The organism is Streptomyces bohaiensis, assembly GCF_012033785.1.
Lineage (GTDB): Bacteria > Actinomycetota > Actinomycetes > Streptomycetales > Streptomycetaceae > Streptomyces > Streptomyces bohaiensis.
The window spans coordinates 1-17,493 of sequence record NZ_JAAVJC010000091.1; the positions used below are offsets into that span (position 1 = coordinate 1).

The following is a 17,493-nucleotide window of genomic DNA, read 5'->3' on the forward strand; positions in this document are numbered from 1 at the left end:
GCCGGCCGTGGCGGTGGCCTGCGGGGCGGTGGTCTGCGGGGCGGTGGTCTGCGGGGCGGTGGTCTGCGGGGCGCCGGTGCGCGGGGCGCCGCCGCCGGTGGTGGCCGCGCCGAGGTTCGCGGGGGTCTCACGCACGGTGGTCTTCCGCTCCGGGTGGTGGTCCTGAGGTCGGGCGGTCCGGCCGCCGGGGGCGGTCACAGCTCGGCCAGCCGGTGGCGGCGGACGAGCAGCACGAACGGCACGCAGCCGATGGCGGCGGTGACGACGCCGACCTGCACCTCGCCGGGTGAGGCGAGGAACCGGCCGACGAGGTCGGCGGTCAGCAGCAGCGCGGGGGCGGCGAGGGCGCTGTACGGCAGCACCCACCGGTAGTCGGGGCCGGTGAAGGTGCGGACGGCGTGCGGCACGATCAAGCCGAGGAAGGCGATGGGCCCGGCGACGACCGTGGCGGAGCCGCAGAGCAGCACCACGGCGGCGGCCGCGCCGAGTCGGGCACGGCCGACCCGCTGGCCCAGTGCGCGGGCGAGGTCGTCGCCGAGTGCCAGGGCGTTGAGGGAGCCGCCGAGTCCGAGCGCGGCGACCGTGCCGAAGAAGATGAACGGTACGGCGAGCCAGAGCACGTCCGCGTCGCGGGCGGTGAGGGAGCCGACCTGCCAGAACCGGTAGTGGTCGAAGGTGCGCGAGTCGGTCAGCAGGATCGCCGTGGTGATGGAGCCGAGGACGGCGCTGGTGGCGGCGCCGGCGAGCGCCAGCTTCACGGGCGTGGCGCCGTCGCGGCCGAGGGAGCCGATGCCGTAGACCATCACCGAGGCGAGCAGCGCGCCGAGGAAGCCGAACCAGATGTACTGGTTGGCGGAGTTGAGGCCGAGCAGCGTGATGGCGAGCACGACGGCGACGGCGGCGCCGGCGTTGACGCCGAGGATGCCGGGGTCGGCCAGCGGGTTGCGCGCGACGCCCTGCATCACCGCGCCGGCGAGGCCGAGCGCGAGTCCGGCGAGCAGCCCGGCGATGGTGCGCGGGACACGCACCTCCCAGACGATGAGCTGCCCGTGCTGGGTCAGGTCCTTGGCGAGGAAGGCGTCACGGACGTCGGCGGCGCCTGCCGGGCCGGAGCCGTTGACGAGGCTGGCCCAGGTGAGCGCCGCGAGGACGACCAGCAGGCCGACGAGACCGAGGGTGAGGACCGCGGGGCGGCGCGTGCGTCGGGCCGGAGCGGACGCCGGCGTCGCACCAGGGTGCCCGGGGCCCGCGGGGCCGTCCGTCCCGCCGGGTTTCGTCAGGGGGACGCGGCGGGTACGGTCGGCCGGGCCGGTCGGCCCGGTCTCTCCGGACCGGCCGGGGCCGGGCTCGCCCCGCACTGGGGACCTGCTGCTCGTTGCACTCACCAAGTGTCCGTACGATGAAGACGTCGCCTACCGGCGCACGCGGGCATGGACCCGGTGCACACCCGGGCAGAAGGTTAGCCTAACCTTACTTTGCACCACTGGGGTATCCGACGGGAGTACGACGTGCTGGACGTGACCGAGGCGATCGCCGCTCCGGAGCAGAGGACCGCGACGGAAGAGACGAAGCCCCCGGCGGCGGCCCCGATCGTCCCCCTCCGCGACGCCGACGAGCTCTCCGAGCTGCTCGGCACCCCGCACCCGCTCGTCATCGAGAAGGTCCACGCCGAGCTGACCGAGGACGACCTGTCGGTCCTCGCCCGCTCGCCGTTCTGCGTCGTCTCGACCGCCGACGCGGCCGGCAACTGCGACGCCTCCCCCCGCGGGATCGAGTCCGGCTCGCTGCAGATACTCGGGCCCTCGACCATCGCGCTGCCCGACCGACCCGGCAACCGCCGCGGCGACAACTTCCGCAACATCCTGGAGAACCCGCACGTCGGCCTGCTGTTCCTGGTGCCGGGCAGCTCCGAGGTGCTGCGCGTCAACGGCCGCGCCACGATCGTCACCGACGGGCCGTTCTTCGACGCGATGGCCCACCGCGGCCGCCGCCCGGTGCTGGCGACCGTCGTGGAGATCGACGAGATCTACCGCCACTGCCCCGCCTCGCTGCGCCGCGCCAAGCTGTGGGACACCAGCAACTGGCCGTACGACGAGTGACGGTTCCGGCCGCCGCAGGACGCACGGCGCGGCCGGGCGCACCGTCCCGCTGACGCCCCCGCTGAGGTGCGGCCCCTGCCGGTGGGCTCAACCCCGCTGCGCTCGCGCCGAACTGCCCAGCTCCGCTGTTCCCCGCGCCGCTGTCTGCCGTGCGGTCACCCCACGGGGGAGGTGACCGCACGGCAGACAGCGGCGCGGCGGCCCTCGACGGAAGCGCGGGGGTAGGGACGCAGGGCGGGGTCGGAGGTGGGGCCGGGGCGGCGGAGTAGCCTCCTGCCGTGACACGACACCAGGACGAGACGGGCGCGGCCTACGACGGCGTCGTCGCCCGCTACGCGGCGGCGTTCGCCAACGGCCTGGAGCACCAGCCGTTCTCACGGAACATGATCGGCACCTTCGCCGAGTTGGTCCGGGAGACGGGCAGCCTTCGCACCGCCGACCTCGGGTGCGGCCCGGGCCACCTGACGGACATGCTCGCCGGCCTCGGCCTGGACGCCTTCGGGCTCGACCTCTCCCCCGGCATGCTGGCCCACGCTCGCCGGGCCCACCCCAAACGGCGCTTCGCCCAGGCACGGATGGAGTCCCTGCCGCTGGCGGACGGCACCCTCGGCGGCGCCCTGGCGCACTACTCGATGATCCACACCCCGCCGAGCGAACTGCCCGGCCTGCTCGCCGAACAAGCCCGCGTCCTGGCAGCCGGCGGCCTGCTCCTCGCCTCGTTCTTCGCGACGGAGGAGCCGGAACCGGTCCGCTTCGACCACAAGGTGACACCCGCCTACAGCTGGCCGGTCGAACGACTCGCGGAACTCACCGCCGAAGCAGGCCTCTTCGTGGTGGCGAAGCTGATCCACGACCCGCAGTCCGAACGCGGCTTCCTCGACGCCCACATCCTCGCCCGCCGCGCCTGAGCCCCCGGCGTCAGGTGGTGATGTCGTGTTCGACGAACTGACCGCAGACGCGGAACCCCAGGCGGCGGTACACGGGCTCGCCGTCGGCCGATGCCTGCAGGACCGCGATGCCCTGGTCTCGCTCGCGGGCAGCGTGAAGGGCCGCGAGCGTGATGGCTCCGCCGTAACCGCGCCGGCGGTGGGCGGCCAGGGTGGAGATGTTGTAGACGCCGGTGACTCCGGCGTGGTGGAACACCTCGGCGGAGCAGACCGGACGGTTCTCCACGTAGCCCACCAGGTACCGGGCCGGGCAGGTCGCGGCCAGCGCACGGGAAGCAGCCCGGGCGAAGAAGTCGCGGACGGTCTCGGCGGGCGGGTTCCAGTTCGCGGCGAGGACCGTGGCGTAGTCGGCGAGCTGCTCGGGCGTGGTCACCGTTCGGATGTGGAGACCCGGGGCAGCGGGAATCGGCGGGGTGTCGCCCAGCTCGGCCCACATGGCCGTCTCACGCTCGGCCACCGGCAGGCCGGCTGCCGTCAGGCGGGAGGTGAGGTCTGTCGGCGTCGAGGCAGACCCCACCCACCAGGAGAAACTGCGGCCGGTACCGGCCAGTGTCCCGACGGTCTCGGAGATACGGGCCGCGGCATCGTCGGCGGTGAGGCGGGCCGCGGCGACGATGTTGAACGTGTCGTCGTCCAGGCCGCTGTCCGCGACCAGCAGGTCGTCGGCCTCCGTGACGGTCGCACCGGACATGCTCCGGTGCAGATGGCAGGCGTGTTCCGCCAGGTTCCGTTCCATCCTGTCGGCCAGGTCGGCTTCATCGGGAAAGTAGTCGTTCACAGGGACCGATACCAGCACGACCGAGCGAAGGCCGCATGCCATTTAGGCGGTGCCACGCCGGCGACCAGCGCTTCCGATACACGCCCCAGGCGGCGTCGCCGTCACGGCGACGCCGATGGAGTGTTCGCGCCCGGCCCTCTCCAGCCCGCTGTCCCGGCAGGGACGGGCTCGGGCGGCGCCGCGTCAAGCCGTCATCGATTCGGCGGGGGTCGCAGGAGCGGGCGGGCAGAGAGCGAGTAGAGGACTTCGACGCTCTCAGCACCCCAGATGCGGTCCATACCCCTGGCGTTGGCGCTGACGGGTTGCCCCTCCGCCAGCGCAGCGCACTGCACCGCGCGGAACTCCGCGTCGGCCGCCCACTCGCGGAAGACCACGGACACCGGGCAGGCGTAACCGCAGTCCTCCTCGGCCGGGTCGGCGTCCGCCGACTCCAGCACAGCCGCAAGCCGGTCCGCCTCACCACGGAGCCACGCCACGGCCTCCTCGGGTGTGTCCAGCCAGGCACCGGACAGGTACCACTCCCCACCCGCCTCCGGCGACCGCACCTTCGCCTCCGCCCAGTAGCCGTCGACGGTGAACCCAGCGGTCACCGTGGCGTCTCCGTCCGAGCCGTGCTGCCCGCCGCCCGTCGACTGGACGCGGGCGGGCGGCGTTCCCGTGACAGCGTCCCGCCGGTCGAGACCGTGGAAAGCCACGCGCGTCGACCTGCGCTCACCGGCTCCTCAGCTCCTTGAGATGAGCCTCAATGACGCGGCTCAACTCTCGCCATCGCGAAGCGAGTTCAGCTAATGCCCTGCCGCTCGCGTCGTCGGGGGCGGAGGGGTGCGTCGGCCCTTCTGCGTCGCGCTCGGCACCGTGCTCAGCGTCGGCCACTCGTCTGCACCCCTCCGGCAACGACAGCGCAGAAGGCCCCGTCCTGAACTCGCCACTCCGGCCGCGCGAGGGTGCGAGCCGTGCCCATCCGTGGCCCGGCGGCTTCCGCGCGGCCGTGCGACCTGCTCTCGGTCACGGTTTCCTGCCTTCCTGCGTGTACTGGCCCCACTCCGGCGCCCCAGGCTTCGCAGCACCCCGGAAAGGAGCTGTCGATCTCTCAGGAACAGGCTCGCCCGCCACCACGCCCGCTACCACTGCACGGAAGCCGCACTTACGCTGCGTGTGTGCCGCATCGGGTAGCGTGATCAGGGCACGCGTTGTTGCAGCGGAGGTGCCATGACGGACAGACGGTCGGAGCTCGCGCGCCACCGCAAGTCGCGTGGATTCACCCAGGAGTCGTTCGCACACGCGCTGGGAGTCGACCGCACCACCGTCCAGCGCTGGGAGCGTGGGGAGGGAGAGCCGCACCCGACGCAGCGCCCGAGGATGGCAGACCTGCTGGGCGTCGCTCCGGACGAGCTGTCCGCGCTCCTGATCACCGCGGAGACGCGCCCGTCCGACGCCGACCGCTGGCTGGGAGCTCCCCACTTCTCCGACGCGGACGATGAACTGCAAGCCCTGGAGCTGGCCAGACGGGTGCAGGCAAGCGATGTGGGCGCCGAGACGTTGCGCCGGCTTGAGCTGGCGTTCGAGGAACTGGCGACGGCATACCCGGTCATGCCGCCGCTGGAGCTGCTCGAACGCGTCCGCAAGCACATCTCCTACGTCGGTCACCTCCTGGAAGCCCGCAAGACGCTCGCAGAGCACCAGAGGCTTCTCGCCCTCGGCGGGTGGCTCTCGCTGCTCGGCGCCACCCTGCACATCGACCTCAACCAGCCCGGCCCGGCCACGGCACGGCTGAACACGGCGGTCGCGCTGGGCCGGCACGCGGGCGACGCGGAGATCGAGTCCTGGTGCTACGAGACGGAGGCCTGGCGCGTCCTCACGGACGGCGACCATCGGCGGGCGCTGGACCTCTCCCTGCGCGCGCGGCACACCGCACCCGCCGGCAGCTCGGTCGCGATTCAGGCCGCAGCCCAGGAAGGTCGCGTGCGTGCCCGCCTCGGCCATCGTCGAGAGACCTACCTGGCGGTGGATCGGGTGCAGAACGAGGCAGCCGCACTGTCCCTGGTCCGTGCGCCCGAACACCACTACCAGTACGACCCCGGAAAGTCGGTGGCCTACACCGCCACCACGCTGGCGTGGATCGGCGACCCGGCGGCCGAAGGCTACGCACGCGAAGTCATCGACCATCTGACGCCTCGGAAGGGAGCCGGGAGAATGCCGCGACGAGCGGCGTCGGCACACATCGACCTGGCCCTGACGCTGCTGGCCGCCGACCGCCTGGACGAGGCAAGCGCCGCAGCGCAGCGCGGCATACTGTCGGGCCGCATCGTCCCGTCCAACCACTGGCGCGCCCTGGAAATCGTCACGTCGGTCGAAAGCAGGAACCTGCCGGAAGCGGCAGAGCTGCGCGACGCGTACGAGGAGATGAAGGCAGTACCGGGACAGAGGGGATGAGTGGGCAGAATCCTTGAACACGCCAATTAGACCGCCGGGCGAGCGACCAAGATAACCACAAAGAGAAACCCTGCCAAAGATCAAGGTGAAATCCAATGGACCCCATAGCGGCCGGCGCAAGGATAGCCAGCGCGTTCGCAGCACCTCTCATTAAAAGACTCTTCCGGAGAGACGGCCCTGGCGCCGGGCTAGTCTATAAACCAGTGCGAGTATCCGATCTGGTTGCATTCAAAGGGGAGAAAGATTCCCTCTCAGATTCCGAAATGACCCGCATAGGGGAAGAGTTGGTCGAGCGCGCCCTCAAGTCCCAAGGGCCCGAGGAACAGCTCCCAGGCTACGAAGTCGCCGCGGTAAAGAATGCAGTGATTCACACACTCCGCTCCTTGGGTGACCTGGAAATGAGCGACGTTCAGGCAGTTCAACTGGGCGAACGTCGACTTACTCAACTCCTACTTACATCTTCACCGAGTTCAACCATGGGTCTATCTCGTGACGCCATTTACCTGCATGAGAGCGTAGTCCGGGCAGCCTCTCTTCACATCCTGCACTTCTTCACACAGCGTTCTACTTTTATCGCCCGAACCCTCGTCGAACAGACAAGGTCTCTTAACGAACTCCTACTCAAGGTCGACAGCTTGATCATGAGGGAGCCAGCTCCAGGAGACTCCAAGTTCGAACGGAGATATAACCACTATATTGAAGATCACCACGGAGAACTCAGTATATTCGGCCTGGACTTGACGGAGAGCCCGGATCGCTGGCCGCTGGGAGCCGCTTACCTCAGCCTTCAGGCGCACAAGAATGGCGAATTGATACACGCAGAACAAGTACTGGCAGCTCATGACAAAGTGCTACTTCGTGGCGTCGCAGGTTCAGGAAAGACAACACTAATTCAATGGCTCGCCACCGCGACGTGCCGAAGCACAAGGGACGAAAAGACCCACTACCTCAAAGACCTCGTTGCCATCTCGCTCCCCCTGCGCAGACTGACAAAGCTTCCGTCCCCCGCAGATTTCCTTGAGGTGGTCGGCTGCCCGATAGCAGATTCCCAACCGGACGGCTGGGCGGCTCGCGTTTTATCCGAGGGAAGAGGCCTCGTCCTAGTAGACGGCATAGACGAAATAGAAGAGTCTCGTCGATTCGCAGTCAGAAATTGGCTCAGAGGCCTCACGAGAGCCTACCCAAACAACCGATGGCTTGTCACCTCACGCCCATCTGCTGTCCGCGAGTCCTGGCTTGGCAATGAGGGTTTCACCGAAGTAGACCTGATGCCTATGACACGTGAAAACGTCGCAGCATTCATTGTCCACTGGCACGATGCCGCAGGCGTTGGCGACAGTTACGCCAAATCTCTCCAGCACGTCATCTGGAGCAAGCCCGATCTCGGCAATCTCGCGAACAACCCACTGATGTGCGCTCTGATCTGTGCACTGCATCGTGATCGACGAGGATATCTACCGGACAGCAGAAAAGAGATGTACGACGCCGCATTGAGCATGCTCCTTGCGCGACGGGATCGAGAGCGAGGTATCGACACCAGCGGGGCTCCGAGAATCAACGAGATCTCCCAGGTCAGAATTGCACAGAAACTCGCATACTGGATGATCAAGAATTCCAGAGTCGAGATCAGCAGATCCGACACGATTTCCTTGCTCGATCAAGTCATACCAACAATGCAGCATATTGATGACGCATGGAAGGCCGAGGACGTCTACCGACACTTCTTGGTCAGAAGCGGCCTCCTGCGCGAGCCGACTGTGCAAAAAGTTGAATTCATCCATCGCACATTCCAGGACTTCCTCGGGGCTAAAGCAGCCGTAGAAGAGCTAGACTTTGACTTTCTCGTATCAAAAGCACACCTCGATCAGTGGGAAGATGTTCTTAGGATGGCCGTCGCTCACGCACGCCCGGCAGAGCGCGCCCGAATACTAAAAGCAATCATGAAGCGGGGAAACCAGGCACCCACCGCCCAGCGATTTCATCTCCTCGCCGCCGCCTGCCTCGAACACGCCACGGAGCTCGATCCTCAGGTATGGCTTGAAGTGCAGACGCAAGCAGCGAAGCTACTCCCGCCACGGTCGATGCCTCAGGTAACCGCACTCACCGCAGCTGGCCCTGTCGTTCTAGAGCTTCTGCCGAGACCGGAGGAGATTACTCCAGAAGAAAGGTACTACTGCGTCTTGACGGCAACACGTATCGCCACAGACGCAGCTCTTCCCGTACTTGTCAAGTACCGCCAAGTGGAGGACGTGAAGGTTCGGCGAGAATTAGCGCGCGCCTGGCGACTGTTCGACACAAACTACTACGCCGAAGAGGTAATCGAGCACATAAGGAAAGACGACTTCCGTTTCCCCTTTTCGAGCAGCACTGAAATAGCCATCGTGGACGCACAGGGAGGAGTGCGCGAAGCAGAGTTTCGAGGCGACTTCAGCGACGCGCATGGGATTAGACTCGGAAAGAGCAGCAGGCTCCAGAGTGCCCAAATCTCTATCGAGGAGAACAGTGACTGGTCTTGGTTGAAAGTCTTCGAGAACCTGAGACATGTTCAGGTCTCTACCCACCTAGACTCAGTAGACCTCTCTTCCCTTTCTAGCGTGAGCTCTCTCGCTCGGATCACCGTACCGCGAAATGTTGAGATTCTAGGGCTAGACCGCCAAAAAGGAGAGCTCTCAAAAGTCTTCACTGCCGATTAAGAGGAGCGGCACAAGCAAGAGTGTCCGGGTCACAGCAGGACCGTACCGGTTCTTCGCCGCCGACGTGCTGCCGACGGGAACTGGGGACAGAAGCACGGTGCGCGTGCCGTGGCGGTGGCCGTCTAGCATCCGGTCGTATGAACGACACCGTGTACGTGGGGAACGCCGGCAAGGACGCGCCGTTGGACCGGGGCTGGCTTCTGGGTCACTTCAAGGAGCTCGGCGACCCCCGCCACAGTGATGCCCTGGAGATCAAGTGGGGCATCCACCCGCCCGGCGACGAGCGGGCGGAGTGGGTGCGCGGCGAGGAGCGGACGGCGCTGCTGGTGCTGATCAGCGGCCGGTTCCGGGTGGAGCTGCCCGGGCGCAGCGTGGTCCTGGCCGAGCAGGGCGACTACGTCGTCTGGGGCAAGGGCGTGGACCACTCCTGGTACGCGGAGGAGGAGTCAGTGGTGCTCACCGTCCGCTGGCCCTCGGTCCCCGGCTACGCCGTCCGCCAGCAGGCAGCTGACGAGGCCCGCGCGGCGCCGTCACAGGAGAGCTGAGACCGCCGCCCTTGCGGCCGTGCGCCCGAGCGGCGGTGCTCCGGCCAGTGCGGGAAGGGTGCCACGGCCGCACCTGGTCGTTTCACCATGAGCTGGTGGGGCGCTTGGCGCCGGGATGTGCCGTAGGTGAGCCGCCATGAATGGTCACCGACCGGTGGATGACCGTCCCAGCGCGGTCTGCGCGTCGACTGCCGCGAGCACGGTGTCAGCCAGTTCCCCGGCGGACTGTCCGCCGCCCGCGTCGATGCGAGCCAGGCCCAGCCCGTCGATGGCCTCGATCATCAGTGCCTGGTACCGCTCCGTGCGGGCCAGGAACTTGTCCATCAGGGCCCGTTCCTCGTCTGCGGCTGCTTCATAGGAGCCCGCAGCGTGAACGCGGGCGCGTACCAGGGAGTCGTCAGTGGTGAGCCATACGGCTGCCGCGTGCGGGACCTGTAGCCCGGCGACGCGGGCGGGCCAGAGTGCCGACCCCTCCAAAACCAGGCCCGGACTGCCGCGGTTACTGGCTGCACGAGCCGTGATCAGCTCTTCGATGCGGGGCCAGAGCCGATCGTAGTGGTCGATGACAGACGTGATCAGCTCGTCCACCGTAAGTGATCCGTAGTGCTCAGCGACGTGCGCTGGCACCTCCGACTCCGGGGTTCTCCAGGGCCGGCCCGGGTGCCGCGCCATCGCGTCAGTACTCAGGTACGCGAACCCGATTCTTGCCGCCACCTCTTTGGCGACGGTCGACTTCCCGACGTTCGATGTCCCGCCGATCAGGACCACTCGTAGATCGCGCACACCGACGACCCTACTGATCCTTCTGGGACTGCGTCTGCAGTCGGCGGAGACAGATGATGCAGCAGGCAGTTGCAGGAGACCGTGGTGGAGGTCGGCACGGCGTTCGTAGCGGATTCGTAGGCGTTTGAACTGACGGAGCCTGCCAAGATCGCCGGAACCAGTCGCAGCGCCGATCTCATTCTGAAACGATCAGTAAAGGGGCGCGGCCCGCGCCCGTCCCGTCAGTTGCCCGGTCCCCGCAGGGCCGAGAAGAGACCGACGAGAGGAACAGGGACGCATGATCGAGTCGCACTGCACCATCCGTATCGGGCGGCCCTCGCTGGATCTCGACGCCGCCGAGCGGTTCTACGTCGGCGGCCTGGGGCTGGCCGTGCTGTACCGGGCGACGGGGCGTCCCGAGGCCGGCGAACGCGACCTGCTGATGGTGGGGCCGGAGGGCGCGGCCTGGCATCTCGAACTGACCGCGAGTGAACACGACGTCGTCGTTCCCGCGCCCACGTCGGAGGACCTGCTGGTCGTCTACCTCGGGAAGCCGGTCTCCGAGACGTTCGTGGCCCGCGCCACCGAGCACGGCGGCACCGTCGTGCCGTCCCACAATCCCTACTGGGACCGGCAGGGCGTCACGCTCGCGGACCCCGACGGGTACCGGGTCGTCCTCACCGAGCGCCGCTGGAGCAGCTGAGCCGCCACCGTCCGGCCGCCGGCCCGCGAAGCGCGCCCGGCCAGGGCCGGACGGCAGCGGGCGGGCGGCGGCGGCAGCGGGCCGGGACTCCGGCCTAGGCTTGGGTCCATGCACGCCGCCCGCCCGCCGTCCCGCCCCATGGGCACGATCACCCGGGGGACGACCGGGGTGAACCGGTTGCGCCGCATGGACCGGTGGATCGCCGACGCACACGGCGCGGCGCTGCGCGGCAGCGCGACCCCGCCGCTGGCAGTGGACCTCGGCTACGGCGCGGCGCCGTGGACCGCCGTGGAGTTGCTGGGGCGGCTGCGCACGGTGCGGGAGGACGCGCAGGTCGCCGGGGTGGAGATCGACCCGGCGCGGGTGGCCGCCGCGCTGCCGTACCAGCGGGACGGGCTGCGGTTCCTGCGCGGCGGCTTCGAGGTGCCACTGCCGTCCGGCACCCCTCCCCCGCTGCTGATCCGCGCCGCCAACGTGCTGCGGCAGTACGACGAGGCGGACGTGCCCGCGGCCTGGGCGCGGCTGACCGGCGCGCTGGCTCCCGGGGGGCTGCTGGTGGAGGGAACGTGCGACGAGATCGGTCGCCGCCACGTCTGGGTGGCGCTCGACCGCGAGGGCCCTCGCACGGTCACCTTCGCGGCGCGTCTCGCGGGGCTGGTCACCCCGTCCGACCTCGCGGAACGGCTCCCCAAGGCGCTGATCCACCGCAACGTGCCGGGCGAACCCGTGCACGCGCTGCTGCGCGACCTGGACCGCGCCTGGGCCGCCGCCGCACCGTACGGCGCGCTGGGCGCCCGGCAGCGGTGGATCGCGACCGCCCGCGCGGTCGCCGCCGACTGGCCGCTCACCGACGGGCCGCGCCGCTGGCGGCAGGGGGAGATCACGGTGCGCTGGGACGCGGTCGCACCGCGCGGCAGCTGACGGGCGACGCCACACGGCGGCACGGCGGCGACCGGCGCGGAGACACAGCTGCCGACGCAGCCGCCCGCCCGGGCGAGAGCCCCGCGCCACGTCCTCCGAGGTGCGGCGGGGCGCCCAGCCCTTCGGCACCCTCGCGACCGGGCGACGGCCGCAGCCAGGACGCCGAGAGCCGCCGGCGCGACCGGGTGGGCATGGCAGGGGGCACGCCGACGGACGTCGGGGCAGCAAGGCCGGGGCGACGGCGGGCGGTGTCACCGCCCGGTGGTAGGAATTGGCCCTCGCTCCGACAATCCGACGAGGTGTCAGCCCATGCGGCCCCCGCTCCCTCTCCCTCCCGCCGACCCGACCGGCCGGGTTCCCGGAATGCTGCTCATACGCACCGGGGACGACGACTCGGTCTGGGAGGACGTCCTCTCCCGCATGGGTGAACTGCCCGGCCGGTGCCGCCCTGACGGCACCGGCCCCGACGGCGCGGACCGAGGCGACACGATCCCCCGCCGCCTCGTGGTGGCCCATGAACCGGGGTGGCGCGGTGCCGACGCCGATGAGGTGGCCGAGGCGCTGGCGGCCGCCGGCACCTGGACCCCGGACCTGGTGCTGCTGACCGACGACCGGACGACGGTCAACGAAGAACTTCGCCCGCTGCTGGCCTTCGCCCCGTTGCTGGACAGCGACGACGAGGACGAGGACCAGGACGACGACCAGGACGACGACGAGGACCAGGACGAGGAGGACGGGGACGAGGAGGAGCCGGAGGTTGCGGCGTTCTGGATCACGCCGCGGCAGGCAGCCATGGCCTACCTGGTGCTGCACCAGCCCGGTACCTCCTACCAGCTGGAGCAGTTCGCCGAGGACGCGCCCACCGAACCCGAGTGGGAGGTGGAGGACGGCGACGAGGTGACCGAGGACGCCCTGTACGAACCGGCCGGCGCCGCCCTGGAGACCAGCGACGACCCGCCCCTCTACACCCGGCCGCAGCAGCCGCTGCCCCTGCTCGGCAGCGATCGCGACCTGCTGGTTCGCACCGATTTCGGCGACGACGCGGCCTGGGCCGCCCTGGTCGCCGCGGTGTCGGCGCCGTACCCGGAGGACGAGGACGGCTACGGCGACGCGATCGAGTTCGTGGACGACCCGGCGTTCGAGGGTGCCACCCCCGAGCAGGTCATGGCCCAGACTCGGAACCGGGGCAGCGACGGCATCATCGCGGACGTGGTGCTGCTCGCCGACGCCGTCACACTGCGCGAACCGGGGAACCGCGTCCTGGTGATGCCGATGATGGACGACATCGGGCTGCACTTCCGCGTCGACGCGGACACGGTCGGCTCCATGCTGCCCAACCTGGGGCTGGCCAACATGGACCTGGACGAGTTCCGCGAGTAGCGGGGGTCTGCCGCCGCACCGCCGGTGACGGGCGCGCGGGCGACAGGCCGAACCTCGGCCACGTCCGCGCGCCCCGCGCACCCACGCGTCCCGGCGCCTCCCCGGTCGGCGGCGCGGAGGTGGCGCCGGTCGCCCGACCGCGGATGCGCCCGGACCGGCACGCGGCGGCCGCCACGGACTCGGCGGGGGCTCACACCAGGGGCACCCGTCCCCGCTACCGACCCCGTTCCCGCCGCCCGCCGCGCCGCAGCCGGCGCGGCGGTCCGGGCGGGGTTGCACCTGCCGTAGCGGCATGTGGTGCGCTGGAGCTGCACCCGACCCTTCGAGGAAGGCTCCAGCCCACGTCCGTGCGCATCACGTCACCCCGCCAGGTCACCATCGGGGACGCGGCGGCCTTCGCCGGCACCACGCCGCGGGCGATCCGCCACTACCACGCGATCGGCCTGCTCCCCGAGCCCGCGCGCGGCGGCGACGGTCGTCGCCGCTACGGGTACGAGGACATGATCAATCTGCTGTGGATTCGCCGGATGGCCGATGCCGGGATCGCTCTCGACGACATCCGCGACGCCTTCACCAACGGCGCGGAGTGCCCCGGCGCTGAGTCCCCCGGCGAGGCGCCCACCGGCGCGGCGCCCGGCAGTGCGGGCCCCTGCGCGTCACCCGACGGAACGTCCCCGGACGCGGACGCGGACACGGACACGGACACGGACTCGGGCACGCACCGCGAGGCCGTGATCGCCGGCACCCTGGAGCGGCTGGCGGACGCTCTCGCCGCGCAGGAGGCGGAGCTGCGGCGGCAGCGCGTCGCCGTGCAGCGGATGCGCGCGGAGGGCAGCCGGCTGGGGCTGCTCTCCGACCTGGTCACCGAACGCCTCCGGGGCGCCCCCGAGGGTTCGATGCGCCAGGCGGACCTGGACACGCTGCTGGTCACCGAGCGGATCTTCGGCCCGCTCGGCGCGGCCGTCCAGGCCGGCCGCTTCGTCGCCCTGGCCCGGGACCCGGCGCTGCGGGAGGAGTCCGACCGGATCGACGCGGCCGAGGAGGCCCTCGACGACGGCGTCGCCGTCGACGATCCGCGGGTGGCACGGGTCGCCGGCGAACGGCACGCGTTCGAGAGCAGGCTGAACGCCGCCATGGAGGCGGCCGGCCAAGGGCAGGAGGACGAGGCCCTCTTCGACGCCTGGGACGCGGCGCACCCTGCCACCGCCGACGCGCCCGCCCGCCGCGAGCCCGGGGCGATCAGCGCCGCCGAGGCCGTCGGCATGATGCCCTACGACTTCTCCCCGGCCCGGCTGCGCTGCATGGAGCTGGCCGTCGAGCTCGCGGCCCGGGAGTCGCCGGCGGCCTGACGCGGCACCTGCGGACGCCGCACGGCTCCGCCCGGTGCCGCGGGGGACCGGGCGGAGCCGTCCGTGCGGAGCTGGAGCCGCGCGGGGACAGGAGCCGCGCGGGAACGGGACCGCCTCCGCCCCCGCCCCCCGCCCGACCGTCCGACCGCCCGTTCAGCCGCCCGCTCAGCCGGTCGGGGCGTCCGCCGGTGTGGGGGTCTCGCCGTCCCATGCCGCCGCGGCGGCGTCGAGCAGCGGGCGGTCCCACGGGTTGCTGAGGTGGCGGCGGGCCGTCGCCGGGGCGAGCCAGACCATGCGGTCCACCTCGTCGTTGGGCACGAACGCCCCGCTGGTCGCCCGCGCCTCCCAGTAGGTGACGACCTTGGGCCGGTCCTCCGCCGTGTAGCGGGTGGTGGGGAGCCGGGCGCCGAGTTCGCACCGCATGCCCGTCTCCTCCAGCACCTCCCGCACCGCCGCGTCGGCCTCGCTCTCCCCCGCCATCAACTTGCCCTTGGGATGCGACCAGTCGTCGTAGCGGGGGCGGTGGATCAGGGCCACCTCCACCGCGCCGTCGGTCGGTCGGCGGCGCCACAGGACGCAGCCGGCCGCGCGCACCAGCTCAGTTTCCGCTGCCACGTCGTTTCCTCCGTGCCTCGATGAGGGTCTCTTGCATGTCCCGCAGTGGGGCGCCGTCCTCATCGACGGCGTGGCGGGTCCAACCGCCGTCCGGGCCCAGGTGCCAGGAGGCGGTGGAGTCGGACGTCCCGGTCGCCAGCAGGCGGTTCAGGGTGTGCCGGTGTGCCGGGTCGGCGACCTTGACCAGCACCTCGATGCGCCGGTCCAGGTTGCGGTGCATCAGGTCGGGGCTGCCGAGCCAGACCTCGGTGTCGCCACCGCTGCCGAACGCGTAGACCCGGGAGTGCTCCAGGAAGCGGCCGAGGATCGACCGCACCCGGATGTTCTCCGACAGTCCGGGTACCCCCGGACGCAGCGCGCAGATGCCCCGCACCCAGATGTCGACCGGAACACCCGCCTGCGAGGCGCGGTAGAGGGCGTCGATGACCCGCTCGTCCACGATGGAGTTGACCTTGATCCGCACCGCCGCCGGGCGGCCCTCCCGGTGGTTGACGACCTCCCGCCGGATTCTGCTTATCAACCCGTCCCGCAGCGAGCGCGGGGCGACCAGCAGGCGGCGGTAGTTGTCGCGACGGCTGTAACCGGACAGCCGGTTGAAGAGGTCGGACAAGTCCGCGCCGACGTCGGGGTCGGCGGTGAGCAGCCCGATGTCCTCGTACATCCGGGCCGTCTTCGGGTGGTAGTTGCCGGTGCCGATGTGGGCGTAGCGCCGCAGGTGGTCGCCCTCCTGCCGGACGACGAGGCAGAGCTTGCTGTGCGTCTTGAGGCCGACGAGGCCGTAGACGACGTGGCAGCCCGCCTGTTCGAGCTTGCGCGCCCACTTGATGTTGGCGTGCTCGTCGAACCGCGCCTTGATCTCGACCAGCACCAGCACCTGCTTGCCGGACTCGGCGGCGTCGATCAGGGCGTCCACGATCGGGGAGTCGCCGGAGGTCCGGTACAGGGTCTGCTTGATCGCGAGGACGTCCGGGTCGGCGGCGGCCTGTTCCACGAACAGCTGCACCGAGGTGGAGAAGGAGTCGTACGGGTGGTGCAGCAGCACGTCCCGTTCGCGGACCGCGCCGAAGATGTCGGGCGCGGTCGCCGACTCGACCTCCGCGAGGTCGCGGTGGGTCCCGGCGATGAACTTGGGGAACTTCAGCTCGGGCCGGTCCAGCGAGGCGATGTCGTCCAGGCCGGTGAGGTCCAGCGGGCCCGCGAGGGCGTAGACCTCCTCCTCGGTGATCTTCAGCTCGCGGATCAGCAGGTCCAGCACCTCGCGGTCGATGGACCGCTCGACCTCCAGCCGGACCGGGGGTCCGAAGCGGCGCCGCAGCAGCTCCTTCTCCAGCGCCTGGAGCAGGTTCTCCGCGTCGTCCTCCTCGACCTCCAGGTCCTCGTTCCGGGTGACCCGGAAGATGTGGTGGTCGAGTACCTCCATTCCGGGGAACAGCTCCTCCAGATGGGCGGCGATCACGTCCTCGACCGGGACGTAGCGCTGTGCCGACGCCTCCAGGAACCGGGCCAGCAGCGGCGGCACCTTCACGCGGGCGAAGTGCTTGTGGCCGGTCGCGGGGTTGCGGACCACCACGGCGAGGTTGAGGGAGAGCCCGGAGATGTAGGGGAAGGGGTGCGCCGGGTCCACGGCCAGCGGCGTCAGCACCGGGAAGATGCGCTTGCGGAAGAACGAGAACAGGCGCGTCTGCTCCTGCTCGGTGAGGTCCGGCCACCGCAGCAGATGGATGCCCTCGGCCGCCAGCGCCGGGGAGACGGTGCGTTCGAAGCACTCGGCCTGCCGCTCCATGAGCGCCCGGCTGCTGGTCCAGATGGTCTCCAGGACGTCGCGGGGGCGGCGGCCGGACGCTGCCCGGGTGGCGACACCGGTCGCGATCCGCCGCTTGAGGCCGGCGACGCGCACCATGAAGAACTCGTCGAGGTTGCTGGCGAAGATCGACAGGAAGCGCGCGCGCTCCAGCAGCGGGGTCGACTCGTCCTCGGCCAGTTCCAGCACCCGCTGGTTGAACGCCAGCCAGCTGCGCTCGCGGTCCAGGAACCGGTCGTGCGGCAGCTCGGCGTGCTCGGGACTGCGCGGCTCCGCGGACTGCTCCGGGTGCGGCGGGCGGAAGGCCGCCGGCTCCGGGCTCGTCTCGACGGCGACCGCCGAACCGGTCGTCGGGGCGGTGGGCGCCGTGCGGGTGGACAGGTCGCGGGGGGCGCCCGGCGGCGGTGCGGATCAAGGTCAACTCCATCGTGGACGAGCGGGTCATCGACGCCCTCTACCGCGCCTCG

General features: G+C 70.2%; 15 protein-coding genes. 9 read left to right on the forward strand and 6 right to left on the reverse strand.

Features of this window, described 5'->3' with window-relative positions:
• Window positions 1-194: 194 nt before the first annotated feature.
• Window positions 195-1,280 (reverse strand): FecCD family ABC transporter permease, encoded by a 1,086-nt coding sequence (locus tag HCN52_RS12475; protein WP_168088512.1) that lies wholly within the window; start codon window positions 1,278-1,280, stop codon window positions 195-197.
• A 249-nt stretch (window positions 1,281-1,529) separates the two neighbouring features.
• Between HCN52_RS12475 and HCN52_RS12480 the strand changes: the two genes are divergently transcribed.
• Together HCN52_RS12480 and HCN52_RS12485 are read left to right on the forward strand one after the other, a co-directional pair.
• The gene (locus tag HCN52_RS12480; protein WP_168088513.1) at window positions 1,530-2,099 is read left to right on the forward strand and encodes an MSMEG_1061 family FMN-dependent PPOX-type flavoprotein; all 570 of its coding nucleotides are present in this window, start codon (window positions 1,530-1,532) and stop codon (window positions 2,097-2,099) included.
• Window positions 2,100-2,377: 278 nt separating this feature from the next.
• Window positions 2,378-3,007, forward strand: a complete 630-nt coding sequence (locus tag HCN52_RS12485; RefSeq protein WP_168088502.1) for a class I SAM-dependent methyltransferase — start codon at window positions 2,378-2,380, stop codon at window positions 3,005-3,007.
• Between the two features lie 10 nt (window positions 3,008-3,017).
• Here HCN52_RS12485 and HCN52_RS12490 read toward each other — a convergent pair whose 3' ends face one another.
• Both HCN52_RS12490 and HCN52_RS12495 read right to left on the reverse strand, forming a co-directional pair.
• On the reverse strand, window positions 3,018-3,782 hold the full coding sequence (locus HCN52_RS12490) for a GNAT family N-acetyltransferase (RefSeq protein ID WP_168088514.1): 765 nt from the start codon (window positions 3,780-3,782) through the stop codon (window positions 3,018-3,020).
• 233 nt (window positions 3,783-4,015) lie between these two features.
• The gene (locus HCN52_RS12495; RefSeq protein WP_168088503.1) at window positions 4,016-4,414 is read right to left on the reverse strand and encodes a hypothetical protein; all 399 of its coding nucleotides are present in this window, start codon (window positions 4,412-4,414) and stop codon (window positions 4,016-4,018) included.
• Window positions 4,415-5,033: 619 nt separating this feature from the next.
• Here HCN52_RS12495 and HCN52_RS12500 point away from each other — a divergent pair.
• The 3 genes from HCN52_RS12500 (at window position 5,034) to HCN52_RS12510 (ending at window position 9,495) form a co-directional block, all read left to right on the forward strand.
• Window positions 5,034-6,257 (forward strand): helix-turn-helix transcriptional regulator, encoded by a 1,224-nt coding sequence (locus tag HCN52_RS12500; protein WP_168088504.1) that lies wholly within the window; start codon window positions 5,034-5,036, stop codon window positions 6,255-6,257.
• A 95-nt stretch (window positions 6,258-6,352) separates the two neighbouring features.
• A complete protein-coding gene (locus HCN52_RS12505; protein WP_168088505.1) occupies window positions 6,353-8,950 on the forward strand; it encodes an NACHT domain-containing protein in 2,598 nt (865 codons plus the stop codon).
• A gap of 137 nt (window positions 8,951-9,087) precedes the next feature.
• A complete protein-coding gene (locus HCN52_RS12510) occupies window positions 9,088-9,495 on the forward strand; it encodes a cupin domain-containing protein (RefSeq protein ID WP_168088506.1) in 408 nt (135 codons plus the stop codon).
• 144 nt (window positions 9,496-9,639) lie between these two features.
• Here the strand turns inward: HCN52_RS12510 and HCN52_RS12515 are convergent, their stop codons facing one another.
• On the reverse strand, window positions 9,640-10,263 hold the full coding sequence (locus HCN52_RS12515) for a nucleoside/nucleotide kinase family protein (RefSeq protein WP_168088515.1): 624 nt from the start codon (window positions 10,261-10,263) through the stop codon (window positions 9,640-9,642).
• Between the two features lie 292 nt (window positions 10,264-10,555).
• On the opposite strand from HCN52_RS12515, the gene HCN52_RS12520 reads away from it, so the two are divergent.
• From HCN52_RS12520 to HCN52_RS25400, 4 genes are all read left to right on the forward strand, one after another.
• On the forward strand, window positions 10,556-10,960 hold the full coding sequence (locus HCN52_RS12520) for a VOC family protein (RefSeq protein ID WP_168088507.1): 405 nt from the start codon (window positions 10,556-10,558) through the stop codon (window positions 10,958-10,960).
• A gap of 108 nt (window positions 10,961-11,068) precedes the next feature.
• Window positions 11,069-11,881: a class I SAM-dependent methyltransferase gene (locus HCN52_RS12525; protein ID WP_168088508.1), complete on the forward strand. Its 813-nt coding sequence runs from the start codon at window positions 11,069-11,071 to the stop codon at window positions 11,879-11,881.
• 363 nt (window positions 11,882-12,244) lie between these two features.
• Window positions 12,245-13,261: a DUF6924 domain-containing protein gene (locus HCN52_RS12530; RefSeq protein WP_245175082.1), complete on the forward strand. Its 1,017-nt coding sequence runs from the start codon at window positions 12,245-12,247 to the stop codon at window positions 13,259-13,261.
• Between the two features lie 347 nt (window positions 13,262-13,608).
• Window positions 13,609-14,610 (forward strand): MerR family transcriptional regulator, encoded by a 1,002-nt coding sequence (locus HCN52_RS25400; protein ID WP_168088510.1) that lies wholly within the window; start codon window positions 13,609-13,611, stop codon window positions 14,608-14,610.
• Window positions 14,611-14,775: 165 nt separating this feature from the next.
• Here HCN52_RS25400 and HCN52_RS12540 read toward each other — a convergent pair whose 3' ends face one another.
• Both HCN52_RS12540 and HCN52_RS12545 read right to left on the reverse strand, forming a co-directional pair.
• Window positions 14,776-15,225 (reverse strand): NUDIX hydrolase, encoded by a 450-nt coding sequence (locus HCN52_RS12540; RefSeq protein WP_312876665.1) that lies wholly within the window; start codon window positions 15,223-15,225, stop codon window positions 14,776-14,778.
• Entirely contained in the window at window positions 15,209-17,407 is a 2,199-nt protein-coding gene (locus HCN52_RS12545) for an RNA degradosome polyphosphate kinase (RefSeq protein ID WP_168088516.1), read from the reverse strand. The genes HCN52_RS12540 and HCN52_RS12545 overlap by 17 nt, the downstream gene beginning before the upstream one ends.
• Between the last annotated feature and the right edge of the window lie 86 nt (window positions 17,408-17,493).